Source organism: Caulobacter sp. 602-1, assembly GCF_003931565.1.
In the GTDB taxonomy this organism is placed as follows: Bacteria; Pseudomonadota; Alphaproteobacteria; order Caulobacterales; family Caulobacteraceae; genus Caulobacter.
On record NZ_RRYI01000004.1, the window covers coordinates 271,414 to 296,334 of the forward strand.

General features: G+C 68.2%; 21 protein-coding genes. 9 read left to right on the forward strand and 12 right to left on the reverse strand.

The window, feature by feature from the left end; all coding sequences use genetic code 11:
- Positions 1-8 precede the first annotated feature (8 nt).
- Complete coding sequence (locus EIK80_RS13840) at positions 9-914, reverse strand: LysR family transcriptional regulator (RefSeq protein WP_125157584.1); 906 nt, start codon at positions 912-914, stop codon at positions 9-11.
- A gap of 565 nt (positions 915-1,479) precedes the next feature.
- Here EIK80_RS13840 and EIK80_RS13845 point away from each other — a divergent pair.
- The 3 genes from EIK80_RS13845 (at position 1,480) to EIK80_RS13855 (ending at position 5,942) form a co-directional block, all read left to right on the forward strand.
- Positions 1,480-2,193, forward strand: coding sequence for an alpha/beta hydrolase (locus EIK80_RS13845; protein ID WP_125157585.1), 714 nt, complete (start codon positions 1,480-1,482; stop codon positions 2,191-2,193).
- 117 nt (positions 2,194-2,310) lie between these two features.
- Entirely contained in the window at positions 2,311-5,319 is a 3,009-nt protein-coding gene (locus EIK80_RS13850) for a sensor histidine kinase (RefSeq protein WP_158624682.1), read from the forward strand.
- Between the two features lie 2 nt (positions 5,320-5,321).
- Positions 5,322-5,942, forward strand: coding sequence for a response regulator transcription factor (locus EIK80_RS13855; RefSeq protein WP_125157587.1), 621 nt, complete (start codon positions 5,322-5,324; stop codon positions 5,940-5,942).
- Between the two features lie 27 nt (positions 5,943-5,969).
- Here EIK80_RS13855 and EIK80_RS13860 read toward each other — a convergent pair whose 3' ends face one another.
- Both EIK80_RS13860 and EIK80_RS13865 read right to left on the reverse strand, forming a co-directional pair.
- Complete coding sequence (locus EIK80_RS13860; RefSeq protein ID WP_125157588.1) at positions 5,970-6,473, reverse strand: transcriptional regulator; 504 nt, start codon at positions 6,471-6,473, stop codon at positions 5,970-5,972.
- A gap of 141 nt (positions 6,474-6,614) precedes the next feature.
- Positions 6,615-6,908: a putative quinol monooxygenase gene (locus EIK80_RS13865; protein ID WP_125157589.1), complete on the reverse strand. Its 294-nt coding sequence runs from the start codon at positions 6,906-6,908 to the stop codon at positions 6,615-6,617.
- A 244-nt stretch (positions 6,909-7,152) separates the two neighbouring features.
- Between EIK80_RS13865 and EIK80_RS13870 the strand changes: the two genes are divergently transcribed.
- Positions 7,153-10,164: a TonB-dependent receptor gene (locus EIK80_RS13870; RefSeq protein WP_125157590.1), complete on the forward strand. Its 3,012-nt coding sequence runs from the start codon at positions 7,153-7,155 to the stop codon at positions 10,162-10,164.
- 54 nt (positions 10,165-10,218) lie between these two features.
- Here the strand turns inward: EIK80_RS13870 and EIK80_RS13875 are convergent, their stop codons facing one another.
- Positions 10,219-10,746, reverse strand: coding sequence for a winged helix-turn-helix domain-containing protein (locus tag EIK80_RS13875; protein ID WP_125157591.1), 528 nt, complete (start codon positions 10,744-10,746; stop codon positions 10,219-10,221).
- A 198-nt stretch (positions 10,747-10,944) separates the two neighbouring features.
- Here EIK80_RS13875 and EIK80_RS13880 point away from each other — a divergent pair, with 198 nt between their 5' ends.
- The 4 genes from EIK80_RS13880 (at position 10,945) to EIK80_RS13895 (ending at position 14,162) form a co-directional block, all read left to right on the forward strand.
- Entirely contained in the window at positions 10,945-11,715 is a 771-nt protein-coding gene (locus tag EIK80_RS13880; RefSeq protein WP_233586622.1) for an alpha/beta fold hydrolase, read from the forward strand.
- Positions 11,716-11,991: 276 nt separating this feature from the next.
- A complete protein-coding gene (locus EIK80_RS13885; RefSeq protein WP_158624683.1) occupies positions 11,992-12,459 on the forward strand; it encodes an RNA polymerase sigma factor in 468 nt (155 codons plus the stop codon).
- Positions 12,456-13,499 carry a FecR domain-containing protein gene (locus tag EIK80_RS13890; protein ID WP_125157593.1) on the forward strand — a complete coding sequence of 348 codons (1,044 nt, stop codon included), beginning with the start codon at positions 12,456-12,458 and terminating at the stop codon, positions 13,497-13,499. The genes EIK80_RS13885 and EIK80_RS13890 overlap by 4 nt, the downstream gene beginning before the upstream one ends.
- A gap of 105 nt (positions 13,500-13,604) precedes the next feature.
- Complete coding sequence (locus EIK80_RS13895; RefSeq protein ID WP_158624684.1) at positions 13,605-14,162, forward strand: winged helix-turn-helix domain-containing protein; 558 nt, start codon at positions 13,605-13,607, stop codon at positions 14,160-14,162.
- A gap of 46 nt (positions 14,163-14,208) precedes the next feature.
- Here EIK80_RS13895 and EIK80_RS13900 read toward each other — a convergent pair whose 3' ends face one another.
- The 8 genes from EIK80_RS13900 to EIK80_RS13935 form a co-directional block, all read right to left on the reverse strand.
- The gene (locus EIK80_RS13900) at positions 14,209-15,558 is read right to left on the reverse strand and encodes a cytochrome c (RefSeq protein ID WP_125157595.1); all 1,350 of its coding nucleotides are present in this window, start codon (positions 15,556-15,558) and stop codon (positions 14,209-14,211) included.
- On the reverse strand, positions 15,555-17,675 hold the full coding sequence (locus EIK80_RS13905; protein ID WP_199743475.1) for a molybdopterin cofactor-binding domain-containing protein: 2,121 nt from the start codon (positions 17,673-17,675) through the stop codon (positions 15,555-15,557). Before EIK80_RS13905 ends, EIK80_RS13900 begins: the two co-directional genes overlap by 4 nt.
- A gap of 62 nt (positions 17,676-17,737) precedes the next feature.
- Positions 17,738-18,190, reverse strand: coding sequence for a (2Fe-2S)-binding protein (locus tag EIK80_RS13910; RefSeq protein WP_305038170.1), 453 nt, complete (start codon positions 18,188-18,190; stop codon positions 17,738-17,740).
- A gap of 74 nt (positions 18,191-18,264) precedes the next feature.
- Positions 18,265-19,044, reverse strand: a complete 780-nt coding sequence (locus EIK80_RS13915; protein WP_158624685.1) for an HlyD family efflux transporter periplasmic adaptor subunit — start codon at positions 19,042-19,044, stop codon at positions 18,265-18,267.
- Positions 19,041-19,253, reverse strand: coding sequence for a DUF1656 domain-containing protein (locus EIK80_RS13920; protein ID WP_125157599.1), 213 nt, complete (start codon positions 19,251-19,253; stop codon positions 19,041-19,043). The genes EIK80_RS13915 and EIK80_RS13920 overlap by 4 nt, the downstream gene beginning before the upstream one ends.
- Positions 19,250-21,190, reverse strand: coding sequence for an FUSC family protein (locus tag EIK80_RS13925; RefSeq protein WP_125157600.1), 1,941 nt, complete (start codon positions 21,188-21,190; stop codon positions 19,250-19,252). The genes EIK80_RS13920 and EIK80_RS13925 overlap by 4 nt, the downstream gene beginning before the upstream one ends.
- A gap of 525 nt (positions 21,191-21,715) precedes the next feature.
- Positions 21,716-22,264 (reverse strand): AraC family transcriptional regulator, encoded by a 549-nt coding sequence (locus tag EIK80_RS13930; RefSeq protein WP_125157601.1) that lies wholly within the window; start codon positions 22,262-22,264, stop codon positions 21,716-21,718.
- 148 nt (positions 22,265-22,412) lie between these two features.
- Entirely contained in the window at positions 22,413-23,390 is a 978-nt protein-coding gene (locus tag EIK80_RS13935) for a proline iminopeptidase-family hydrolase (RefSeq protein ID WP_125157602.1), read from the reverse strand.
- A gap of 343 nt (positions 23,391-23,733) precedes the next feature.
- Here EIK80_RS13935 and EIK80_RS13940 point away from each other — a divergent pair, with 343 nt between their 5' ends.
- On the forward strand, positions 23,734-24,837 hold the full coding sequence (locus EIK80_RS13940; protein ID WP_125157603.1) for an NADH:flavin oxidoreductase/NADH oxidase: 1,104 nt from the start codon (positions 23,734-23,736) through the stop codon (positions 24,835-24,837).
- Positions 24,838-24,921 lie beyond the last annotated feature (84 nt).

A 24,921-nucleotide genomic window follows, 5' to 3' on the forward strand; every position in this document is an offset into this window, starting at 1 on the left:
GCGCGTCCTTAGCCTTCGGCGAGGAAACGCTGCATGCGTGGCGCGGTGAAGTCCAAGAATGCCCGCACTCGCGCCGGCAGGAACTGGGCGCCGCGGAACAGGGCGTTGATCTCGTCGGTTTCGCCGATGTCGCTGTCTGGCAAGAGCTCGATCAGTTCGCCGCGCGCGATCGGGCCCCGCAGGTGGTAGTCGGCGATCCGCGCGATCCCGACGCCCGCCATGGCCATGCGCCGCAGGGTTTCGCCATTGTTCGCCAATAGGCTTCCGCTGAGCATCCGCTCGACGATCCGCCCACCTTCGCGCATCGGCCAGACTGGATTGGCGCGGCGGAAGTTGAAACCGAGGCAATTGTGATGAACCAGGTCCTCGGGCGTTTGTGGCGTCCCGTGCTTGGCCAGATAGGTGGGGGAGGCGACGATGCGTCGGCGCGTCTCGCCGATTTTGCGGGCCATCAGGTTGGAGTCCTGCAGCTTGCCGACCCGGATCGCGATGTCGGTGCGGTCCAGATAGAGATCGACCACGTCGTCGGACAGCGATAGGTCGACGACGATCTTGGGATAGGCTTCCAGGAACTCGGGCAGGATTGGCTCCAGAGCCGCGACGCCGAAAGTTACTGACGAGGTGACGCGGATGACGCCCTCGGCCTCGGCCCCACCCAGGGCGATCTGCTGCTCGGTTGCTTCAAGCTGACCCAGCAGCGCCTGGCTGCGCTCGTAATAGAACTGGCCCTCGCCAGTCAGGGCGAGGCGCCGAGTAGACCGCTCGATCAGCCGCACGCCCAGCCGCGCCTCGAGCCGGGCGATCAGCTTCGACACTGTCGAAGGCGTCATCAGCAGCAGCCGTGCGGCTTCGGAGAAGCTGCCCGCCTCGACCACACGCACGAAGACCATCATCTCGCCCGCGCGATTGTCCATGCCTCGCCTGTGACCTGGTTTCGGAAATCGAGGTCGAAGCTAGCCCGATATGGCCAGCAAGTCGCCTCATCTGTGAACTGGATGCTCAGATCGCATGGACCGTGCACGGAAGGCCGATGAAGGGGGCGTGCGGATTGGCGGGTCCATCGGCGCGGCGGCGCGATCCGGCGTCGAGATCAGGCCGTCCCGCTCGCGGCGGCCCTCGGAGCTCGTCGGCAATGAGGCTGGCGCAGCCGCGTGGGTCTGCGGCCTGCGAGCGTTCAAAGGTGTGCGCTGCGGGTCCTTCGAGCGATGGCGACGTCCTCACCTTTTTTAACCTCGTCTCACACCGTTTGACGACCGGCCCCTCAAAGACTGGCCTATCCATTTTCAAGAGCCGCGAAGGGCGGAGACGTCCGGGAAACCGCCATGAGGAGACACAAGGTGTTCATGGCGGGCCCGAACGCGGCCTGCATCGATACCCAGGGCGATGCGCCTCCCTGGCCCTCTCACCGCCGCCCCAAGCGCGGCCCCTCACACGATGGGGGCGCGCGATGAAAGCGTTATTCCAGGAGCAATCGCCGCCATGACCTTCTCTGCTTCCGCGCCGCCGACCAAGCCTGTCTCGATCGTTCTGGTGCACGGCGCCTTCGTCGATGGATCCGGCTGGAAACAGGTCTACGATATCCTGACGCAAGACGGTTACGAGGTGCTGGTCGTTCAGAACCCCACCGTCACGCTCGAAGGCGATGTCGCCACGACACGCCAAGTGATCGCCAGAGCGACCAACCCCGTCCTGCTCGTCGGTCACAGCTATGGCGGCGCGGTGATCACCGAGGCGGGGGCCGATCCGAAGGTGAGAAGCCTTGCCTATATCTCGGCCCTCGCGCCGGATGTCGGCGAGTCTGTGTTGGAACTGGCGACCCGGCCTGTACCGGGCGAGTCCGGGCCGCCGCTGCTGCCGCCGACCGACGGGTTCGTCATCGTCGATCCCGCCAAGTTCCCGACCGCCTTCGCCGCGGACGTCGACATCTCGATCACCGGGTTCATGGCCGTAGCGCAGGTTCCCTGGGGCCTCGGCGCGCTGCAGCCCAAGCTCACCAAGGCGGCGTGGAGGGACAAGCCCGTTAGCTGGATGCTGACGACGCAGGACCACATGGTCTCCCCGACCACCCAGCGCTTCATGGCGACCCGCGCCAAGGCGAACTTGACGGAAATTCACAGCAGCCACGCTGTGATGCTGTCCCATCCGCAAGAGGTCGCCCGCTTCATAGAAGAGGCTGCTGCTCAAGCAGAATAGTCGCGGCGATCGGGCCGTGGCCAGGTCGCGGTCCGCAGTGAGTTAACCAGGCCTGGTCGGCCGGGGCGGGGATCAATGCTAAGTCAGTCGTCACGTTCAGCCACGCGGCGCGTACGCGTGCTGTGTGCCCTCGCCGCACTGCTGGCGCTCTTCTTCGCCATGCCGGGTGTCACCTTCGCACAGTCGGGTGTGGACGGGTTCGGGCCCTACATGCACACGCGATGGACGGCGGCGGATGGCGCGCCGATCGGCGTCGCATCGATCGCCCAGACCCCGGACGGCTGGATCTGGCTGGGAAGCGCGCGCGGCCTTTATCGCTTCGACGGCGTCACATTCGAGCGGGCGCCGACGCCGCCTGGAAGCCGGTTCGAGCGCGCCAGCGTGCGTACGTTGCTGGTCAGTCGGGCGGGCGAGCTATGGGTCGGCTTCAACAAGGCGGCCGGGGTGGCCGTGTTCCGCGGCGGGCGGCTGGTCGACACCGGCATGACCAACCCGCCCGACGCGATCAACCGCCTCGTGGAACTCGCCGACGGGACCGTTCTGGCGATCAAGAGCCAGGATGCTCTCGATAATCGCACCTTCCTCTGGCGGGGCGGGCGCTGGACGCCGGCCGACAAGCAGCTGAATGTCCCCCGCGGCAACATATCCGCGGCCTGCCAGTCGCGTGACGGGACCTACTGGATCGGGATCGGCCTGCCGTCGACGGCCGCGCTTTACCACTTCTCGCCCCGCGACCCCCGTTTCGTGTCCGCGAACCGGCAGCTCGATACCGTCATGTCATGTGCGTCCGACCGCGACGGTCGGGTGTGGCTGCGGGACCGGCAGGGTCTGCGTCTGCTGGTCGACGCCGCGGGCAGGCTGGTCTCCAACGCGCCGACGCTGCTGCCGCCGACGCCAGGATTTGCACTTGCGCCAGCGATCTTCGACGCACACGGCGGCGTATGGCAGGCGACCGGCGCCGCCGGCATCGTCTGGTCGCCCGCCGCGCCGGTTTCGCGCCCCGCGATCGCGCCGCAGGGCCTGCGCTTTACCGCCGCCCAGGGGCTGAGCGATGATCTGACCATCTTCGTCCTGGCCGACAGCGAGAACAATATCTGGGTCGGCACCGACATGGGGCTGGACCGCTTCAAACGGTCGATCGCGCAGTCGGACCCGCTGATTTCGGGCGATCCGGCCGAGGGGTACATGCTGGCCCAGACCGGGCCTGAACTCTACATTGCCTCAAGTAACGGGGTCTTTCAGGTCGCCCCGGGCGCGACGCGCAAGATCATCGACGATTCCCTGGGCGGCATCTGCGGCGGCGCCACGACCGGCTTCTGGGCCGTCAACCTGGCGAATTACTTTCGCTTCGACAGCGCGCGGCGTCCCCCTTTTGCGCCCCCGCCCGCCGGAACGATGGGCCGGTGCGCCGAAGACCGCACGGGGCGCCTTTGGTCGATCGATGCGCGCCGGCGGCCCGTGTGGCACGACGCCAGCGGATGGCATGACGTATCCGACAAAATCCCCGGCGCCGGCCATAGCAACCTCGTCACCACCCCTCAGGGCGAGGCGGCCTACACCAGCAAGGACCGGCTGATCCGCCTCGTGGGCGATCAAGCGCGCGTGACCCCTTTCCCAGGCGCTTCGATCGGCGCGGTGACCATGGTCGCGCCGGGGCGGCGCGACATGTTCGTGGCCGGCGAGGACGCGCTGTTGCGGATACGCGGCGACGCCGTCGCTCGAATCGACTGGCGGCGCATTCCCTGGATCGTGGGGGTTCGCGCGCTCGTTCAGGCCGACGACGGCTTCACATGGATCCGGAGCGACAGGGCGCTGACACGGCTGTCGACCTCGGCGCTCGACCGGGCGTTCGACGACCCGAAGGCGACGCTCGCCCGAACCAGCTTCGACGAGCGCGATGGGCTGCGAGCCTTCCTACAGCCGTTCTTTGTCGGTCCGTCGATGGCGATGGCGAGCGATGGCCGCCTCTGGGAGCTCGATCGCAATGGGCCCTCGTTCATAGATCCGGCTTCGCTGGTCGCCGATCGTCGCCCGCCGCCGGTCGTCATCCGATCGATCGCGGCGGGCGGAGCGACCTATCTCGACCCGGCCAACCTGGTGTTCGCGCCCGGCACCCGATCGCTCGACATCGCCTTCACCGCCTTGCGCCAGAAGGTGCCCGAGCGCGCGCGCTTCCGATATCAACTGGAGGGTGTCGATGACGGCTGGGTCGACGCCGGCGCCAAGCGCACCGTGTCCTATTCCAATCTGGGGCCCGGCGCCTACCGGTTCCGGGTGATCGCCGCGAACGGCGATGGGGTGTGGAACAAGGATGGCGCGACGCTGTCGTTCCGGATCAAGCCCACCTTCGTGCAAAGTTGGCCCTTCTACGCGCTCTGCGCGCTGGCGTTCGCCGCCGTCCTCTATGGCGTCTACGCGCTGCGAGTTCGCGCGGTGGCCAACAGCATCCGCAGCCACATGGCCGAGCGCCTGAGCGAACGCGAGCGCATCGCGCGCGAACTGCACGATACGCTGCTGCAGTCGGTCCAGTCGCTGACGCTCCGCTTCCAGCTCGCCGTCGACGACCTACCCAAGAACGAGCCGGCGCGTCCCGCGCTCGAGCAGGCGATCGACCGCGCCGACGACCTGATCGTCCAAGGACGCGACCGCGTACGGGATCTGCGGTCCTTGCACGGCGCCGCGGACGCCGCGCAGATCGTCGCCGACGTCTATGCCCAGCAGGGCTTCGGCCCCGATGTCAGCCTCGACATCACGACGCAGGGCGCGTCTAGGCCGCTGGCCGCGCTCGTCGCCGAAGAGCTGAGCGCGATCGCGAACGAAGCGCTGTTTAACACGCGGCGACACGCCGGCGCGAGCCGTGTCGACGTTCTGATCGACTATGGCCGCGCCTTTACTTTGCGAATTGCCGACGACGGCCGGGGCATTCCAGAAGACGTCCTCGCCCAGGGCGGCAGGGACGGGCATTACGGCCTTTCGGGCATGCACGAGCGCGGCCGGAAGCTGGGCGGTTCGCTCGCGCTGGCGCGCCGGCCGACAGGGGGAACGGAATTGACGCTGATCGTTCCAGGCTCGATCGCCTACGCGGCCAGCGGGCGAGGTCTCCTTGCGCGCTTCGGGAAGCGCTGACGATGGGCCCGATCCGCGTGCTGATTGTCGACGACCACCCGATGGTGCGGGACGGCGTGGCGATGCTGCTCGAACGCCAGCCGGACATGGTTGCGGTAGGCGAGGCCGAAGACGGCGCGCAGGCGCTCGAGTTGTTCCGCCAGCTCAGACCGGACGTGACCTTGATGGACCTGCAGATGCCAGGGATGGGGGGGCTTGAGGCGGTCGCGGCGATCCGCGCGGCGGCGCCGGATGCGCGCATCCTCGTGCTGACGACCTATCCTGGCGATGAGCAGATCACCCGCGCGTTGCGCGCCGGCGCGGCCGGCTATCTGCTCAAGAGCTGCATTCGCAAGGAACTGATCGACGCCATCCGCGCCGTCGCTGGTGGACGCCGCGCGATCAGCGCCGATGTCGCTCATGAATTGGCGCTGCACACTGCCGACGAACGTCTGAGCGAGCGCGAGCTGGCGGTCCTGCGGCTGGTCGCCGAGGGGTATGCCAACAAGCAGATCGCCCAGCAGCTCGATCTCTCGGGCGACACCGTAAAGGCGCACTTGAAGAGCATTTTCGCCAAGTTGAACGTCGATGACCGAACCCACGCGGTGACCGTCGCCGTGCGGCGCGGCTATCTGGAGCGTTGAAACCCAGGGGCCGCCGCTAACCGCGCGTCAGAGGACGCCGATGAACGGATCGGAAGCCGCCGCTGGCCACGCCATGGCGGGATGGGACCACGGTGAAGGGGTCTCGGGGCGACGCGGTGTTCGCCTGAACATGGTCACGGGCGCGACGAAGCGATAGCCCCGCCCCACCACCGTGGCGATGTAGCGAGGGTTTGCGACATCTTCGCCCAGGGCCCGCCGCAGGATCGCCATGTGCACTTTCAGGTTCGAGTCCTCAACGAAGACGCCGGGCCAGACGCGAGCGATCAGATCCTCCTTGCGCACGATCTCGCCAGCGCGCTCGACCAGGGCCGTGAGGATGTCGAAGGCGCGGCCGCCGACCTTGAGCGGCGTCTCGCCTTTCAGCACCAACTGGCGCTCTGGATGAAGACTGAAGCTGCCGAACACGAACGAGCGCAACGCGCTGTTGAGGACGGCGTCCTCTGGAAACACCCCGCGGGCGTCGGAGGCCAAGGCCTCTGAGTTCAAAGCCAGATCGGGAACAGTCGTCATCGGTCAACTCCCCAAAGTCTTGCGATCGGCTCGACCCATGTCGTTGCGATCGACCTCTAGGGGTTTAGATGTGATCCAGGATGGCGACATCGCCCGACGGGGACAATTGGCCTACCCAAATGGGTAGCCGGCGACAGGATCTCAGAGAACCAGGGGCTTGCAGCAAATCTCTTGGTGTTTGGTGACGCTCGTGAGGTCAGACAGGAAGCGGCTGTAGATTTCGGAGGCTTGATAGGCTTCGGCGGCGGGTTCGTCGACATAGAGCTGATCGACGACATAGCGTTCGGGCGCACCGAGATCTTGCCAGGCGTCCCAACGTAAGACGCCTGGATAGGCCCGAGCCAAACGCGCGTGACGGGCCATCAAGCCTTCCAGTTCAGAGGCCATTCCAGGCGAGGCGACGAGGGTGGTGACGATCTTGACGCGATGAGACATGGCAGAGGGTTTCCGGATCTCGTGGATCGAACGGGCAACGCGAACTGCGGCGGTGATACCCTTTCGATCTGGAGCTTGGTTGACGACCCGCTGTTTAGACGCCGCGCTTGAAGCACACAGGTTAAGCCGCGTGAATCATTATGCGAGGGCTCGCCGCCCTCGTCGGCATGGATCACGCCGAGCCCTCATGATCTAATATCGATCAAGGGCGAGGCCCTGGGGAACCATTGACGGTGGGGCGCCATTGGCCAAGCGTCGAAAAGTGCTGCTGGCATGGGCCATCACAGCCGCGACCCTAGGACTGTCTGGACGGGTGCAGGCCGCGCCGAACATGGCGCTGGATCTCAAGTCCGGGACGCTCTCGGATACATTACGCGACCTGGCCGGGCGGTACCGCGTCGGTATTCTCTTCACGCCGCAGATCGTCCAGGGGCGCAAGGGCGCCGCGCTGACCGGCGCGATGAGCGTGGAGCAAGCGCTCGAGCGCGCGCTGCAGGGAACTGGCTTGATTTACCGGCGCCTGTCGGAAGACCGCTTTGTCATTGTCCAGGCGGCGGACGAGGCCCAGGCCTTGCCCGAAATCCTCGTCGTTGGGCGGCGATCGCAGAACGCCGACATCCGTCGCACGCTTTCGGATATCCAGCCCTATCAGATCCAAACCGCCCAGGATCTGGCCGCGGCCAAGGGTGACGGCCTGGGAGCCTTCATCCGGGAGAGGTTCACCGTGGACGCGAACGGCGCGGTCCCCGACCCCAGCAGCAATCGCTCGTCCTTCAACATCCACGGTCTCAGCCCCAACGAGACCCTCGTCCTCGTCGACGGCGCGCGCATGCCGCAGGTTCCCGTCAGCGCCGGTGCGGGACGCCTCAGCCAGGCCGACATCAACGGCCTGCCGATGCTGGCCGTGTCTCGCATCGAAGCCCTGACCGCGACCGCCGGCGGGATCTATGGGCCCGGCGCGACGGGCGGGGTGATCAACATCGTGCTCGACCGTGACTATCGCGGCGCCGATCTCATCGCGCTCCAAGGGCGCTCGCAGGAAGGCGACGCGGCGACCCGACGGATCGAGGGGCGCATCGGCGCATCGTCGGCCAGCGGCGCGACCGACCTGATGGTGCTGCTGGGCTACGCCGCCGCAGACGGACTACGCCAGGGCGACCGCGACTACCTGACGCGCGCCACGACCGCGCGATGGGCCGCCAAATACCGCTCCGTACCCGGACCGCCGACCTCCGAGGCGATCGTCGTGCGAAGCGCGACCGGCGCCAATCTTGCCTTGAAGCCCGCGCTTGGCGGTCAAGGCCTGGCGGGGCCCTATGTCTGGCTGCCGCTGGATCATGGGAATCTCTTCTCGGATGGGGGCGCGCTGCTCGCCGCCAGTGTTCGCACCAACGACCAGGCGATCCTGGCGGGCAACCCGCACGATCGCCAGAGTCTGACGCCGTCCATCCGGACCGGCTCGGCGATCGTGAGCCTGCGCCATAGGTTCACGGCGGACGTCGAAGGGTTCGTCGACCTCATCCATATCCGCAACGACGCTAAGACCTTTTCGCCGGTCAGCGTGACGGTGTTGTCGCCGGCCTCGGCCGTCGAAAACCCTTTCCGCCAGGATGTGCGAGCCGCCTTCGTGGCCCCGGGCCTGGCCATCAACGGCCACAATCACTTAACCACCTATCGCCTCACCACCGGGCTGATCACCCAGATACGGGCGGGCTGGAAGCTCGAGGCGGCCTACGCGCAGGGCGAGGTCCGGACCCGCGCCAGCCAGAGGGGCCTGGAGCCGAGCGCCGCGTTGACCCAGGCGCTGCTCACCGGCCAGCCGCTCGACGCGAGCGGCCAGACCGCGAACGTCTTCGGCGACTGGTCGCGCCTGGTCGAGACGCTGCAGGCCCACAGCATCGCCACCTCCGGCGACCGGCGCCTGGGGCTGCGCATGCAGGACGCCACCTTGCGTCTGGCCGGTCCGGTGGGCGCTACGGCTGCGGGACCGAGCTTCCTCACCGTGGTCGGCGAATGGCGGCGCGAAAGAAGCAAGCCGGTCCGCACGGTCTGGAACACCGCCTACGCCAGCGGCCAGAGCGTCGATCCCGGATTTACCCAAGGCGCGCTCTCGCTCCACGGCGAGATCCGCGCGCCGCTGGTCGCGCGCCGCGCCCGCGCCGGCCCCCTGCGCGGCCTCGAACTCCAGGCCGCCCTGCGCTACGACCGAAGCCTTGTCGACCTGCCGCCTCAATCTGGCCGAGCCTTGCAAAAGAGCCTTTCGAGCAATGGCATGGCCACGGTCCTGGGCGCGCGAGCGTTTCCGTTCGAGCGCCTCATGCTGCGGGCGAGCTACGCGACCGGCGCCTTGCCGCCCTGGCCCGAGGTGCTGGTCGCCAGTTCCACGGCGCCCAGCTTCAACACGGCAGACCCGCGTCGCGGCGGCGAACATGTCGATCCCGCCGTCGCCAACCTCAGCCAGACCGGACCCATTCGCATCGGGCCAGAAACCGCGCGGACGACCGCGATCGGGCTCGTTTACAATCCAGACGGCGCGGCTGGCCCCCGCGTCTCGCTGGACTATACGCGCATCGATAAGCGCCACGAGATTTCCGCCAAGCTCAATGGCGACATCCAATTCTTCCTGGACCACGAGGATCTTTTTCCCGATCGGGTCACCCGCGCGCCGCTGACCTCGGCCGACGCCGCGCGCGGGTTCACGGGCGGAGCGATCACCGGGATCGACGCCAGCGCCGCCAATGCCGGGCGCGCCGATCTGCGAACCATCGACCTTAAGGTCGATCAGGTCGTCGGCCTTGGACGGCGCGCGTCGCTGCGTCTCGACGGCGCCGCCACCTGGACCCTGCGTTTCGACCGTTCCGACCGGCCTGACCGCAAGGCCGTATCCTATCTCAACGCCTTGAGCGGTCCGCTGGCCTTTCGCGGCCGCCTGGGCGTCAGTCTCGAGCAGGAGAACTGGACGCTTGGCCTCAGCGGACAGATCTACGGGGCGCACAAGGACCAGACCATCGACGCCCTGTCATTCGGCGCCGCTGCGCGACGGGTCCCGCCCCAGGCCTATCTCGACGTTTCCGGTTCCTATCGCCTTGACCCGGACTGGCTGGGCTTGCGCGCCGTGCGCCTCGTCGGCGTCGTGGCGAACCTGTTCGACAAGGCGCCGCCCGGCGCGCTGGGTCTGAACCCCGCCAGCGCCTACAGCCCGTTCGGCGATCCGCGCGGCCGGCGCTTCGAGATCGGGGTGAGGGCAAGCTTCTGAACACGCCGGCCAAGCGCCCTGACCACGGGATCACGCCATCGTCTGGTCGGCGGTCTAGACCTGCGCCGGCGCCCGCCAGACCATGACCATGGCCGAAGCCCCGGCCGCGCCGCGGATGCTCGACCAGCCGTCCGTCGCACTCGGCTTCTGGACCAGCGCCCGAAGGCCGCGGAGCGCCGCGACCGCCTCGGGATCTGCGGTCATGACGACAGGCGGCCTGGCTATCGTCGCGCGCGGGCGGGGCGCCTCGGCCAGGTTCAGGAGATAACCCCGCCCCGGCACGGTCTTCACGCGCCAGGCGTGGTCACCGAGGGCGCGCCGAAGATAGCGCAGTTGGGCCCGTAGATTGGCCTCCTCGACGATCATCAGCGGCCAGACCCCGCGCATCAGGTCTTCCTTGAGGACGACAGAGCCGGGCGCGCGCGCCAGGGTCAGCAGCAGGTCCAGCGCCCGTCCGCCGATCGGAATTGGAACGCCATGCCGCAGCAGCGCGCGGGCGTTGGGCCGGATCTCGAAAGGGCCAAAGGCGATCCAGGCCGGGGGGGTGGTCTGCGGAAAAAAAGGCGCGCAGGGGACGGACATGAAATGCTCCGCTTTCAGGGCTCAGGGCTGAAGACGCAGCCGCGCCGATAATCTCCATCCCGTCGACGCGCTTAATCGTTCTCAACATGCAATTACCTTCCTTAACCCCACGGCCCACGGAGACTGGGCTAGGCCTTGGGAGACGGACGCCACGCGGCTTCTTCGTCGTTGAGCATCAAGCTCCCAGGAGACCTGACCATGAGCAATCTCGCCGCCGTCGCCGCTGCTGCTGCGATGATGACCCTCGCCGCCGTTCCGGCGATGGCCCAGACCGAAAAGCAGACTTCCATCGTCCTCGTCCACGGCGCCTTCGTCGACGCCTCCGGCTGGAAGCCCGTCTACGATCAGCTGACCAAGGCCGGCTACGAAGTTCTAATGGTCCAGAACCCGACCATCACCCTCGACGGCGACGCGGCCGCGACCGAGCAGGTCATCGCCGCGGCCAAGCATCCGGTCGTGCTGGTCGGACACTCCTACGGCGGCGCGGTGGTCACCCAGGCCGGCGCCAACCCCAAGGTCCGCAGCGTCGTTTACATCGCCGCCTTCGCCCCGGATGTCGGCGAGACCGTGCTACAGCTGGCCAGCGCCGAAACGCCCGGTGAACCCCACGCGCCGCTGCTGCCGCCCAACAACGGCTTCCTGATGGTTGATCAGGCCAAGTTCCCGGCCGCGTTCGCCGCCGGCGTCGATCCCTCGCTCACGCACTTCATGGCCGCCTCGCAGGTCCCCTGGGGACTGGGCGCGGTACAGACCAAGCTCACCCAGGCTGCCTGGAAGGACCGCCCGACCTACTTCATGGTCACCACGAAAGACTTCATGGTCCCGCCAAGCTCGCAGCGCATGATGGCCAAGCGGGCCAACGCCATCACCACCGAGATCGACAGCCCCCACGCGGTGATGCTCGCCCATCCCCGCGAGGTCGTGGCGTTCATCGAAAAGGCCGCCGAAGGCGTCAAGGCGGCGAAGTAACCCTCTCATCGGTCGCGGCCGGAGGCGTGGATCGCCTTCGTGCCGCGTCTTGATGTTTTTGCATGCGCGCTTGGCGAGAAAATGCCGGGAGTTCGCGCGAGTTGATGTCGGCTTTTCACCAAGCTTGCGCCTGAATCTCTGAGCGTTACGGGCAAAGATCATCATCGAGTGCGCCCTAGGGTGGAAATCGACTCCTTGGTGGTTAAACATTGTTCTATGGCGGGCGGAGGCTCAGAAGCAGATCGCGATGAACCAGGACCAGACCGGTTCCGTGACTTGCGCGGGGCCCTGGTCGCCTGGTTCCGACGCCGCGTTTCAGACCCTTCCGAAGCCGAGGATCTCGCCCAGGAGAGTTTCCTCAGGATCTCTCAGCGCGCGCGGCCTGACTCGCTCCTTCACTTCGAGGCCTACCTCTTTCGTACGGCCCGCAGTGTGCTGGCCGATCGCCATCGTCGTCGCGCCGTGCGCCGCGCCGACGCCCATTTTGGCTTGGATGGCCAGCTTGAGCCCACCGACGGAACCGACGCCCTGCGCATCCTTCTGGCGCGCGAGCAATTGCAAAAGGTGTCGACCGTGTTGACAAACTTGCCCGAGCGTACGCGGCTGGTCTTCGTGCTCTCGCGTTTTGAAGGCCTGCGCTACGCCGAGATCGCCAAGCGGCTGAACATCTCCGTCAGCGCGGTTCAGAAACACATGCTTCGCGCGATCGAAGCCTTGGTCTTGGATGGGACGGATTTGCTGTGAACGAGCAGGCTCCCTCGGACGCCGAACTCGAACGGCTCGGACCGCACCGCGCCGCGGCCCTCTGGCTCGAGCGCCTGCAGCGCGACGTCGGCGAGCGCGATGGAGCCCGGTTCCAGAAGTGGCACGACGCCAGCCCCGCCCACAGCGCGGCTTGGTCGCGGGCGACGGCGATGTGGAACGCCCTGGACGACGCCAACACCCCCGACCTCGTCGCCATGCGCCGCGAGGCTCTGACCTATCGGCCAAGGTCCAGGACGCCGGCCTGGGCGCCGTACGCCCTGGCCGCCTCCATTGTCGTGGCCGTGGGGCTGGCCGGACTCGCGGCTTGGCGGCCTCTCAGCCAACAAGACGGCCGGCCGGGGGCCAGCACTGCGCCGCTCGCCGACGCCGGCGGCCATTACGCCACGGCGGTGGGCCAGCGCTCCACGGTCGCCCTGGCCGACGGCAGCAAGGTCATGCTCGATAGCGACAGCGCCGTCGACGTGACCTATGGCGCGGGTCAAAGAGTGGCGCGGCTGGTGCGCGGCCAGGCTTATTTCGAGGTCGCCCATGACGGCGTCCACCCCTTCCGGGTCGGCGCCGGCGACCGCGTCGTCACGGTCCTGGGGACGCGCTTCAATATCCGGCTCTCCAGCGCCGAGACCCGGATCGTACTGGCCGAGGGATCCATCGGGGTGCGCCGCGGCGCCGATCCGGCGCATCCGCAGGGCCCTGAGACGGCGCGCCTTGCGCCAGGCCAGGCGCTCGTCGTTCGTCCAGGGCGAGCCGACCTGGTTGTTCGCGTCGACGCCGATCGGCAGCTGAGCTGGCGCGAGGGCTTCGTGCAGTTCGACGACGAACCGCTGTCGGTCGCGGTGGAGCAGATGAACCGGTCTTCCGAAACCAAGCTGATCCTTGGCGACCCCGCCTTGGGAGACCTTCGGGTGAGCGGCGGCTTCAAGGCCGGCGACATCGAAGGCTTCGCCGAAACCCTTTCGGCGATCTATCCGGTCCGTGTCCTAGCCGATGGACGGGGGGACAGGACGATCGTTCGCCGCTGAGCCGTCGCCGGCCACGCGCTCCTGGAGAACCGCGTTCGTCGATGTGTTGTAGATTCTCGACGGCGCTGCGTCTGTGCATCCATGGCGCATGTTCGGGAGGACGCTATGGGCGCGAGTTTGGAGATCCAGGCGTTTTGCGAGCCGCATGACACGGGCGCCCCCGAACCCGATCCTGCCGACGCGACGGCGCGATCCATCCGGTTTGGTGAATTCGAGATTGTCCCGGCGGCCCGCGCCCTGGTGCGCAACGGCGTATCGATCGAGATCGGCAGTCGCGCCTTTGACATCCTGATGGTCTTGCTCGCGGCGCGAGGCCGGATCGTCTGCAAGGAACGCCTGATCCGAGAAGTCTGGCCGACCACGACCGTGGTGGACAGCAATCTCAAGGTTCAGTTGAGCCTGTTACGCCGGGTCCTGGGGACCGAACGCTGGCGCATTAAGACCGTCTCCGGACGAGGCTATCTCATCGTCGTCGACGAGGCCGCCGAGCTTGCTCCCTTCGAAAGTCGAGAGCCCGGCGCCGCGGCGGGCGAGGGGCCGCTCATCATCGTGATCGAGGCCCAACCCGGCACGCGAGAACTGATGGCCCAGGCGATCCTCGACCTGACGCGCAGCTTCTTCGCGGAAGGAGGCCCTTCCGCTCCGGTTTCGGCCGTTCCCTGATCCGCCGGGGGGCTCGCTAAAGGACCTGCGGGGGAACGCGCGACGGTCAGGGCGCGGACTGCGCGCGCAGCTTGGCGACGTCCTTGGCCGTCAGGCTCGAGGCCTTGGCGCCAAACCGCGCGGTCACATAGTTGGACACCGCGGCGATCTCCGCGTCACTATAGGCGCGGGCGAAAGCCGGCATCGATAGCGACGGCGCGGGCCGTTGGACGCCGCTCAACACGGCCAGCGCCACGTTGGCGGCGGCCGCGTCGTTGACCGAGCGCGCGCCTACTAAGGTCGCGTCGGGCGTGATCAGGCTCTGACCCGACCAGCCGTGACAACTGACGCAGGCCCCCTCGAACATCTGCTTGCCCAAGGCCGCGCCGAGCGGGGCGGCCGTCGCCATCGTCCGGTGCGAGTCGGCGGCCGGGGCTGTCTTGACCGCCGCCTGTCGGCGGTCGCGGACAGGCGGAATGGCGCGCAGATAGGCGACCATGGCGTCGATGTCGCCGGGGCTCAGCTTGCTGAGGCTCAGGTCGATAGCCTCGGCCATTGGGCCGCCGGCCGAACCGCGCCCTACCGTATGGCCGCGCCGCAGGTAGTCGGCGATCTGCGCGTCGGTCCAGTCGCCCAGCCCTGCGGTTCGGTCCTGGGTGATGTTGTAGGCCCGCCAGCCGTCGACGACCCCGCCAGCGAACTTTCGCCGGTTATCGAGCGCCTGGGCGAGGTTGCGCGGCGTATGGCAGTCGCCGCAGTGGCCTAGCGCCTCAACCAGATAGGCGCCGCGATTCCATTGCGGCGACCGTTCGGGTAGGGGCGCAAAGCGCCGATCCGAATTGTAGAACAGCGACCAGAAGCCCATCAGCCAGCGTTGATCGAACGGGAACTTCATCCGGTTCGGCGGGGAGGGTGCGTGGCGGGGCGGCAAGCTGAAGAGGTAGGCCCGAATGGCCTTGACGTCCTCGTCGGCGATCAGCGTGTAGGACTCGTAAGGGAAGGCCGGATAGAGCCGCTGTCCGTTCCTGGCGATCCCCTTGTGCAGCGCGCGCAGGAAGTCCGCGTCGCTCCAGGCGCCGATGCCCGTCTCGACATCGGCGGTGATATTGGGGGCGTAGAGCGTGCCGAACGGCGTGATGAACGCCCGCCCGCCCGCATAGGGCGTTCCGCCGGTGGCCGTGTGGCAGGCCTCGCAGTCGGCGGCCTCGGTCAGGTACTTGCCGCGCGCGACCAAGCTCGCGCCGGCCAGCTCGGCGGGGACCCCGACCGGCGAGGGGCCGCGATAATCGGCCAGGGCGACAGCGCCGTCGCCCGCGAAGTCCATGGCGCGCGGCGGCAGCATCCACCAGGCCAGGGCCCCGCCCAGCGCGACGAGGGCCGCGGCGGCCCCCGCCAGAAGTCGCCGCCGGCCGGTCATAGGCGGACGCCCTTGGCGATAGCCTTGGCCTTCACCGGCATCTGGCGGAGCGCTACGCCCGTGGCCGCATAGACAGCGTTGCGAAGCGCCGCCACCGAGGCTGTCGTGCCGGTCTCACCAATGCCGCCGGGCGCCTCGCCGCTCGGGATCAGATGGACCTCGATCGGCGGCGTCTGGTCGATGCGCAAGGCGCGATAGTCGTGGAAGTTCGATTGCTGGACACGGCCGTCCTTGAGCGTGATCTCCCCATAGAGCCCCGCGCTCAAGCCATAGATGAGCCCGCCTTGCAATTGGGCGATCACCGAGTTGGGATTGATGACCACGCCGGCGTCGACGCAACTGGTGACCCGGCGCAGGCGCACCTCGCCGTGATCGTCCACCGCCACCTCGACAACGGTGGCGATGAAGCTGCCGAACGCGCCTTGCACCGCCACGCCGCGCCCGCACCGCGCCGGCAGGGGCTGGTCCCAGCCGGACTTCTCGCGCGCCAGGGCGAGGGCCGATCGCAGCCGCGGCGCCCTGTCCAGATGGGCCAGGCGAAAAGCGATGGGATCCTGGCGCGCGCGACGCGCCAGCTCCTCGATGAAGCTCTCGATGGCGAAAACATTGTTGTTGGGACCAACCCCGCGCCACCAGCCGGTGTGGATGCCGGGCGGCTCCTCGCGCACGAACTCCACGCGCGCGTCGGCGATGTTGTAGGGCATGTCCCTGGCGCTATCGACGCCGTCGGGGTCGATGCCGGCCTTGTACGCCACCGGCGCATAGCGCGCGGCGATCGCCGAGCCTGTGACGCGGTGTTTCCAGGCCGTGATGCGGCCCTTGCGCACCCGGGCCCAGAGGATGTCGTGATAGGCGGGCCGGTAATAGTCCTGGCGTACGTCCTCCTCGCGCGTCCACACCACCTTGACCGGTCCCTTAACCTGCATGGCGATACGCGCGGCCCAACCGGCCATGTCGGCTTCCAGGCGCCGACCGAAGCCGCCGCCGATCAGGTGCTGGTTGATCTTGACCTTCTCGATCGGCACACTCGTCGTTTCGGCGACGATGGCCCGCACGCGGGTCATGACCTGGGTGCCGATCCATACCTCGACGCCGTCGGCCCGAACGTCCACGGTGCAGTTCAGAGGCTCCATGCAGGTATGGGCCAGGAGGGGCATCTCGTATTCGGCCGTGAACGCTCGCCCCGGCCCCTTGGCCAAGGCCGTCTCGGCGTCGCCATCATCGCGGGCGATCGCGCCGGTGCGGCGACTGGCCTCGCGCAGCCGCCGCCAGATGAGATCGGTGTCGACCCGCGCGTTGGGACCATCGTCCCAGACGATGTCCAAGGCGTCCAAGCCGCGCTTGGCCGCCCACATGTGATCGCCCACGACCGCCACCACATCTTCCAGCACCACCACTTGGCGCACGCCGGGGGTCGCCAGGGCCGGGGCGGGATCGACTCGCGCCACCCGCCCGCCGAGCACGGGGCTGATGCGCAAGGTTGCGAACTTCACCCCCTCGGGCAGGGCGTCGATGCCGTACCGGGCCTTGCCGTCGGTCTTGGTGGGCGTGTCGAGGCGGCGAAGCGGCTTGCCGATCAGGCGGAAGTCGCGGGGGGACTTCACAGACGGCGCCGACGGCGGGGATAGGGTGGCCGCATGCGCCGCCAGCGCGCCATAGGTTAGCCGCCGGCCGCTGGCTGGGTGGATGACCACGCCGGCCTCGGTTCGCAGCGCCTGGGGCGGCGCGCCCCACCGCTCGGCGGCCGCCTTGACCAGGCAGGCCCGGGCCCGCGCCCCGGCCTGGCGCATGGGCGTCCAGAAGGCGCGCACGGACGAGGATCCCCCCGTGATCTGCTCTCCCAGCAGCGGGTTTCCGTAGAGACGGCCGTTCTCGGGCGCGTGGGCCACCGAGACGCGTGACCAGTCGGCGTCGAGTTCCTCGGCCAGGACCATGGCCAGCGCCGTATAGATGCCCTGACCCATCTCGACCTGTGGAATGATCAGGGTCACCGCGCCGTCGCGATCGATGCGGATGAAGGCGTTGAAGGCGCTGTCGGCGTCTTGGGCCTGGACCGATCGGCCCAGCGGCGCGTGGAAGCCGAGAAGGAAGGCGCCGCTCGCCGCGGCGCCGAGCACGGCGCGGCGCGTAGCCTTCGGAGCGGATGATGGGGGGCGGCGCGGCGCGAGCGGGGTCACCATCAGACCTCAGCGGCCGCGTGCTTGATCGCCTGGCGTACGCGAACATAGGTGCCGCATCGACACAGGTTGCCGGCCATGGCCGCGTCGATGTCGCTGTCGTCGGGAACGGGGGTTTGGTTGAGCAACGCCGTGGCGGCCATGATCTGCCCGGACTGGCAGTAGCCGCACTGGATAACCTCCAGGTCGAGCCAGGCTTTCTGGATCTTGGCGCCATTGGGCTGCTCGCCGATCGCCTCGATGGTCACCACCTCGCGCTGCCCGACAGCGCCGATCGGCAAGACGCAGGATCGAACCGGCTTGCCCGCGACATGGACGGTGCACACCCCGCATTGGGCGACGCCACAGCCAAATTTCGTACCGGTCAGGCCTAGCACGTCGCGCAAGACCCAGAGGAGGGGCGTGTCGGCCGTGACGTCGGCGTGCTTGATCTCGCCGTTGACCTTGATCGTCATCATTGCGCTGACCTCTCCCGTCGGACGACGTCTTGACGATACGAGTTCGCGCTCGCGGCGCGGGGTAAAAGAGGTCAATTCCCGTAAAGCGGTCGAGCCCGCTGGAGCCGGACCGAGGCCGTGCGCCCGGCGATCGGGCGCAGGTCCCCGGGCGTCTCGTCTATCGCGATGCGGACCGTCACGCGCTGGACGGGGCGCACCCAGGAAAGGCCTGGGCGCGCCTGGTCTTTCCCGGCCTCCTGGGTCTGGGCGGCCAGGCTCTCGACATGTCCCCAGAGCGGGCGCGGTTCGCCCAACACGTCGATGCGCGCGGTGTCGCCGACCTTGATCGCCCTCAGCTTGGTCTCCTCGAAGGGGGCCATGACATGAAAGCTGTCGACCGCCACCAACGTGAACTGAGCCTCGCCGCGCGAGGTCCAGCGACCAGGGCGCAGGGTGAGTCCCTCGACATAGCCATCGACGGGCGCGCGCACGCTCGAACGTTCGAAATCAAGTTGCGCCAGCGTGCGCTCGGCCAGGGCCAGACGCAGCTGCGCCGCGGCGCGCGGCCCACGCTCGAGACGCGCGCGGGCGACCTCGGCCCTCGCGCGCTCCAGCCGGGCGCCATAGCGTTCGCGGTCGACCAAGAACAGCACCGCGCCGGCCCGAACGAACTGATTGTCGGTCACCAGCACCCGCGTGACCAGGCCGGGTGCGTCGGTCGAGACCGGGACGCTGTCGGCGGCGAGCCGCGCCTCGCGCGTCCAGGGCTCGCCCCCATAGCGCCGCCAGAGAAGCGTGATCGCGGCTATCGCGGCGATGGCCAGGACGAGGGTGAGCAGCACCCGGCATAGGTTGCTGTTGACGCGCCTCATGGACGCCAATGACCGCTGAGAGCGGTGTCGAAGGCCGCGACCAGGACACAGAAGAGCGAGAGTTCGACCAGCGGCCGACGCCATAGCCAGCGATAGGCGCCCAGGCGCGCCAAGGCGGCCGACAGCGCCAGGCTCGCCGCGAGCCCGAGCCCCACGCTGAGCGGCAGGGGCGAGACGATGACGTCGCCGAGGATCCATCCCGCCTTCATGCGTGGCTCACCATCGGCGGATCGTCTAGGCCGCCGCGCAGCGCGGCTAGCGCTTGGGCCGCCGTGGCCGACGCTAGGTCGGCCGGGCTGTCGGCCAGGGCGGTCAGCGTTTCCTCGGCCAGGGCTCGTGACAGCATCGGTGAAAAATCGTCTCCGAGTTCGAAGGCCATGGCCCCGCGAAGGTCGGCGACCAGCGCGCGCGTCTCCGCCGGCAGCTTGGTCTCCACGGTGCGCAAGGCGGCTAGGTCCAGCGTAAGCCAAAGGCTGTCCAGCGCCCTGCCAGGCGGGGGAGCGCCCGGAAGACCCGTGCGGATGACGGCCCGATCGACACCCAAGGCCACGAGGCGCTCGAGAGACGGCGGACGATGGGCGACGGCCACGCCGCAGAGGTCTCGCCGCGCCGCCTTGTCCAGCCGCCGCGCTCGAAGATGCTCGCGATCAATGGGCGACAGGCCAACCACGGCCAGGGCTATCAGGCAGCCAACAAGGGCTCCAGCGGCGATCTCGGCGGTCTGGGCGCTGTTCGTCGCGTGGCTGTTGCGCAGCGCCAGAATGGCGAAGAAATTGGCCAGGACGACCACGCCGACCGGCGACATGGCCGCTAGCAGGCCCAGGGGAAGCACGGCCAGGGACAGCAGGGCGGCGAGGGCGAAGAAGGATCTCGCCGCGGGCAAGAGGCCGAGCTGGTAGATCAAGGCCAGGGCGGCGGCGATGGCTATCCACGCCAGCACGCCGACCGCCGTGGACCTCGCGCCGGGCGAGCCCAGGGAGAAGGACAGGGACAGGAAGACGAACACGATCGCGCTCGGCCCTGACACCCAGCCCGTCAGTCCCCACAAGGCGACACAGGCGGCCAGTCCAACCGCCATGGGCACGGTGTCGAGGGCCGCGACGGCGAAGTCCAAGCTTCGGGGCAGCCGCGCGCCGTCTCCCGGCGCGGCCTTGGGCGGCGCCACGCCTTGGCTGACGGCCTCCAGCACCAAGCAAAAGCGCCGCCAACGCTCGACAAAGGCGGCCAGGCGCTCGGCGCCGGGCGCCGCGAGCGCCAGCGCCAGGGTGCGATGGTCATCGTTGGGCGGTTGGCCCGCTGGCGTCACCGTCCGCTGAACAAAGGTGCGGACCGCGCCGCGCAGAGATGGCGGGACGGCGCGCCAGCGGCCCGCTGCGGCCAATTCCACCGCTAGCCAGGTCGTCGCTCGATGCAGGGTGTGTAGGTCGCGCGTCTGTGGAGGAGCCGCCACGACATCGTAGGGCAAGTGGGCCTCGGCGGCGTCGAACCGGGACAGGATCGTCAGGTCAGGGGCCGCGGACGCGGCGGGCGTGGCCAGCGCGTCGGCGGCGACCTTTGCCATGCGGTCACGCCAATCAATCATCGCCGCGACGAAGGCCGGCGTCTCGGCCCGAGGTGCGATCAGGCTGTCGACCAAGGCGGTCGCCAACACCGCCAGACCGATCTCGGCCATCCGGGTCATGGCCGTCTCCAGGATCGCGCCGCGCGCGGCGACCTGCTCAAGGGTCACGACGCCGACCGTCAGTGCGGTGGTGAACCAGGTGTAGCTTCGCGGCGTGCGATCAAGGTTCTTGGCGAAGCTGGCGAGAAGGATGCACGCGATCGCCCCGCCCAGCAGCACGGTGGGATCATCACCCAGCAAAGCGGAGAGAAGGATGGCGCTCGCCGCGCCCAGCGCGGTCCCAGCGAGGCGAAAGAGCGACCGCGACCGAACCGCGCCAGCCTGGGGCTCGGCGAGCAGCACGAAGACGGTCAGGGCCGACCAGTACGGGTTTTGCAGGTCGAGGCTGAACGCCGTCCAAAGCGCGAGCGTCACCGCGGCCATGGCCTTAATCGCCAGCAGCGCGTCTTGCCGGTTGGGCGGGCGAAGCGCCGCCCACGCGCCGCGCAGGCTGAGCGGCGGGGCGGGATTGACGATGCTGGTCATCGGGCCTCCTCGAAAGGCTCCAATCAGCTAATCACGACCGTTGTGTCCCGCCCGGTAAATTGCCGTGAAGTCTGGTCTTTAGAATCGCGCCCGTAGACTGAGCTCGAAACGCCGCCGGCGCGGTCCCCATAGAAGCTGCAGCCAAGCTCCGTGCTGGTGACTGTGGGCGGCCGGTGGTCGAGCAGATTCTGCGCCCAGACACGCTTCTAGGGCGTCTAGGAACGGCCCGCGCCGCCTGAAGACATCGTCGATCCAGGCGTCGAGATAGATTTGCGCAGGAATGTCCACGCGCGGCCGGTCAGGCGGACTAGGCGATCACGGAGGGGCATGGTTGGTGGGCGCGCCACGGCCTTGTAGCCGCCGACGCACTGGCCATTGGCGTCACGAAGAGGAAGCTCCAAGCCATGAACAGGCTCGCATTTCTCCGCCAGCGGACAAGACCATCGCCATAGCGAGGCGCCTACACCCAGGCCCGCCGCGCGCCACCGGTAAGGCGAAGGCCGGTTTCGATCGCTTCGAACCAGATCAAGCGCGGTAGGCCGGTGTCAGGCGATCCATGGTCAGGTCGAGGGCCTCGCGCCGCCACTGCCCCGGCGTCGCGCCGGTTATCTCGCGAAACGCGCGGGTGAAGTGCGATTGGTCCGCAAAACCCGTCGCGCAGGCGACGTCACAGAGCCGAAGCCGGGTGCCCGTCATCAACGCCTGCGCCCGCTCGACGCGTTTGCGGGTCAGGAACAGGTGGAAGCGCTCGCCGAAAGTGCGCTTGAAGCCCCGGCCGAAGTGACCCCTGCTGAGCCGGGCCATCCGCGCCAGATCGCTCAGACAGATCGCCCCGCCCAGATTGCTGTCGATATAGGCGCTCACGCGCTTTGCTTGCCACGGGGCCAGGCCCGACGGCTGGACCGTCGGGGCCGCCGGCGGCGTGGAGGGCGCTAGCAACGTCTCGGCGTTGAGGAGATATTGGCGGGCCGAGTTGGGGTCGGCGTCCAGCTTGGTGATCGCGTGACGAACAAGGCTCGCGACGGCTCGCGTGTTGCACGCCGCCTCGGCCGAAATACATTCCAAGTTGTCCATGACCAAGCTCCTGTCTCCGCGTCTGAAGGTGCTCCCAGTCAGACGTGTTCGATGGCTCTGGCCAAGTGAAGCGAGGTAAAACGCCGTGTGAGCCACGACAAGCAGGCCGTCGGACCGGTTGCTCGTCGTGGATGCGCAGCGCCTTGGGTCAGGCCTGGTTCAGGAACTCCCTAAGCAAGCGATTATACTCATCGGGCCTCTCGACCATGGTCATGTGCGAGCATCCGCTCATCACCGCCAACCGGGCCGGCCCCGCCACGCCGTCGCGGATCGTCTGGTGGCAGTCGAGCGTCACCTCGTCGAACTGGCCGGTCGTGATCAGGCAAGGCTGGGTGATCGCCTTGAGGTCCGCGCGACGATCCCAATCCTTGATCTTACCGATGATCGTGAACTCGTTGGGGCCGTTGAGAACCCGATAGGCGATCGACTTGGCCAAGGCCTCGAAGGAGACCGCCGCGTCCGGGCTGGGCGGCGTGCGAAGCAGGAAGTTATCGTAGAATTGCTGGGCCAGGGCGGCGTATTCAGGCGTCCCGGTCTTGCCGGCCGTTTCGAGGGCGTGGATGCGGCTGGCATAGTCGTCGGGCAACGACGCCATCAGGCGCTGGAAGCCCGCGACGGCCTGGGGAATGCTCGCCATGGCCCCGCTGAGAATGAGCCTGTCCACGCCCCGGCCGCGGCCCTGGCAGAGATACTCGATAGCCAAGAGCGCCCCCCAGGAGTGGCCGAGCAACACGACCTTATCCAGACCGAGCGCGGCGCGGACGGCGTCCACTTCCTCAACCGAGCGATCGATAGTGTAGAGGGCCTCGTTCGTCGGGGCGTCGGCCTTGCCGCATCCCAGCTGGTCGTAAAAGATCACCGGCCGCTCGTCGGCCAGGGCCTTGAGCGACAGGAGGTAGTTGTGAGCCGCCCCGGGACCGCCGTGCAGGGTCAGGAGCGGGGTCTTCGGACCCGCGCCGAACCGGCGCCAGTAGACGCGGCCGCCCGGCGCCGAGACGTAACCTTCCGCCTGCGGGATAGCCGCCCCCGCGCTGTCGCCCAAAAGCGAGGCGCCGACCCCTGCGCCCGCGAGGGCCGCCCCGGCCGCAAGGGCGTTGCGACGCGTGAAGGAGCGGGTGGTTCTCATGGGCATCATCCTGCTGCTGCCGAGCGACGACGGCGGCGGCTCTACCGCAAGTCGCGGGGCCATGCGATGGCGCAGCCTGCGGATTCACCAAATTTAACCGCGGCCGCCAACGGTTCGCGACAGACTGGCCCGCACGAGGATTCACGCCAATTGACTGGCTAGGCTTTGGGGGAGGGCGCATCTCGGCGGCGATGCTCGACGTAGCGCTACGTTCTGCACCGTGTGGATGCCGTTCGCCGGGCGTCCGATTAGTGGGCATTGCCTTCACCATGGCCATGGCGCGGAAAAGATGACCGTCTTCAAGGTTGAACCATCTCCAACATCGATCGGTGAGTAGAACACCATGACCGGCCCGGCGCTGTTTCAACCGCTTGAGATCCGCAGGCTCGCCCTGAGGAACCGCATCATCATCGCGCCGATGTGCCAGTATTCGGCGCGGGACGGCTGCATGACCGACTGGCATCTGATCCATCTGGGCCATCTGGCGATGTCGGGGGCCGCGCTGCTGACCATAGAAGCCACCGCGGTCCTGCCCGAAGGCCGGATCAGCTACGCCGACGCTGGCCTTTGGGACGACGAGACCGAGGCGGCGTTGGCCCGCACCCTTGAGGGGGGTCGCCGCTGGTCCGACATGCCCGTGCTCATCCAGCTCTCCCATGCCGGCCGCAAGGCCTCGAGCGAAAAGCCCTGGCTCGGCGGCCAGCAGTTGCCGCCGCATCACCCCCACGGTTGGCAAACCGTGGCGCCGTCGCCGCTAGGCGCCGCGGCGGGGGTGACCGTGCCGGCCGCGATGGACGGCCAGGAATTGCGGCGGGTCGCCGACGCCTTCGCCGCTGCCGCGGCGCGCGCCGCGCGCGTCGGACTGGACGGCGTCCAGCTCCATGCCGCCCACGGCTATCTCCTGCATCAGTTCCTGTCGCCGCTGTCGAACCAGCGGACCGACGCCTATGGCGGTTCGCTGGCAAATCGCATGCGGTTTCCGCTGGAGGTCTTCGACAGGGTGCGGGCGATCTTTCCGGCCGAGCGACCGGTGTCGATGCGCGTCTCCGCCACCGACTGGATCGACGGCGGCTGGAATCTCGATCAGACCCTGGCCTTCGCCCAGGCCCTCGAAGCGCGCGGCTGCGACGCCATCCACGTCTCGAGCGGCGGCCTGGACGCGCGCCAGGCGATCGCGGTGGGACCCAACTATCAGGTCCCCTTCGCCCGGGCGGTCAAGGCCGCGGTCGACATCCCGGTGGTGGCGGTCGGATTGATCACCGAACCCCAGCAGGCCGAGGCCATCGTCTCGACCGGCGACGCCGACCTGGTGGCCTTGGCCAGAGCCATGCTGTTCGACCCGCGCTGGCCCTGGCGCGCGGCCGCCGAACTGGGCGCCAAGGTGGCGCCGCCGGCGCAATACCAGCGCGCCGAGCCGCGTCGCTATCGCGGCCTCTTCGAGGCGTAAGGCGACTTCACGCGGTTTGACGCGGCTTTACTGTCACGCGCGCCGCCGCCGCCGCACGCTGCCTGGATCTCCAGCGACCTCGAG

Bases quoted from the DNA above. Each gene is read 5' to 3' on its own strand.
- EIK80_RS13860 (WP_125157588.1), bottom strand. From the start codon at position 6,473: ATGACGACTGTTCCCGATCTGGCTTTGAACTCAGAGGCCTTGGCCTCC.
- EIK80_RS13855 (WP_125157587.1), top strand. From the start codon at position 5,322: ATGGGCCCGATCCGCGTGCTGATTGTCGACGACCACCCGATGGTGCGG.
- EIK80_RS13935 (WP_125157602.1), bottom strand. From the start codon at position 23,390: ATGAGAACCACCCGCTCCTTCACGCGTCGCAACGCCCTTGCGGCCGGG.
- EIK80_RS13865 (WP_125157589.1), bottom strand. From the start codon at position 6,908: ATGTCTCATCGCGTCAAGATCGTCACCACCCTCGTCGCCTCGCCTGGA.
- EIK80_RS13900 (WP_125157595.1), bottom strand. From the start codon at position 15,558: ATGACCGGCCGGCGGCGACTTCTGGCGGGGGCCGCCGCGGCCCTCGTC.
- EIK80_RS13920 (WP_125157599.1), bottom strand. From the start codon at position 19,253: ATGAAGGCGGGATGGATCCTCGGCGACGTCATCGTCTCGCCCCTGCCG.
- EIK80_RS13925 (WP_125157600.1), bottom strand. From the start codon at position 21,190: ATGACCAGCATCGTCAATCCCGCCCCGCCGCTCAGCCTGCGCGGCGCG.
- EIK80_RS13875 (WP_125157591.1), bottom strand. From the start codon at position 10,746: ATGTCCGTCCCCTGCGCGCCTTTTTTTCCGCAGACCACCCCCCCGGCC.
- EIK80_RS13915 (WP_158624685.1), bottom strand. From the start codon at position 19,044: ATGAGGCGCGTCAACAGCAACCTATGCCGGGTGCTGCTCACCCTCGTC.
- EIK80_RS13895 (WP_158624684.1), top strand. From the start codon at position 13,605: ATGGGCGCGAGTTTGGAGATCCAGGCGTTTTGCGAGCCGCATGACACG.
- EIK80_RS13930 (WP_125157601.1), bottom strand. From the start codon at position 22,264: ATGGACAACTTGGAATGTATTTCGGCCGAGGCGGCGTGCAACACGCGA.
- EIK80_RS13840 (WP_125157584.1), bottom strand. From the start codon at position 914: ATGGACAATCGCGCGGGCGAGATGATGGTCTTCGTGCGTGTGGTCGAG.
- EIK80_RS13910 (WP_305038170.1), bottom strand. From the start codon at position 18,190: ATGACGATCAAGGTCAACGGCGAGATCAAGCACGCCGACGTCACGGCC.
- EIK80_RS13845 (WP_125157585.1), top strand. From the start codon at position 1,480: ATGACCTTCTCTGCTTCCGCGCCGCCGACCAAGCCTGTCTCGATCGTT.
- EIK80_RS13880 (WP_233586622.1), top strand. From the start codon at position 10,945: ATGAGCAATCTCGCCGCCGTCGCCGCTGCTGCTGCGATGATGACCCTC.
- EIK80_RS13940 (WP_125157603.1), top strand. From the start codon at position 23,734: ATGACCGGCCCGGCGCTGTTTCAACCGCTTGAGATCCGCAGGCTCGCC.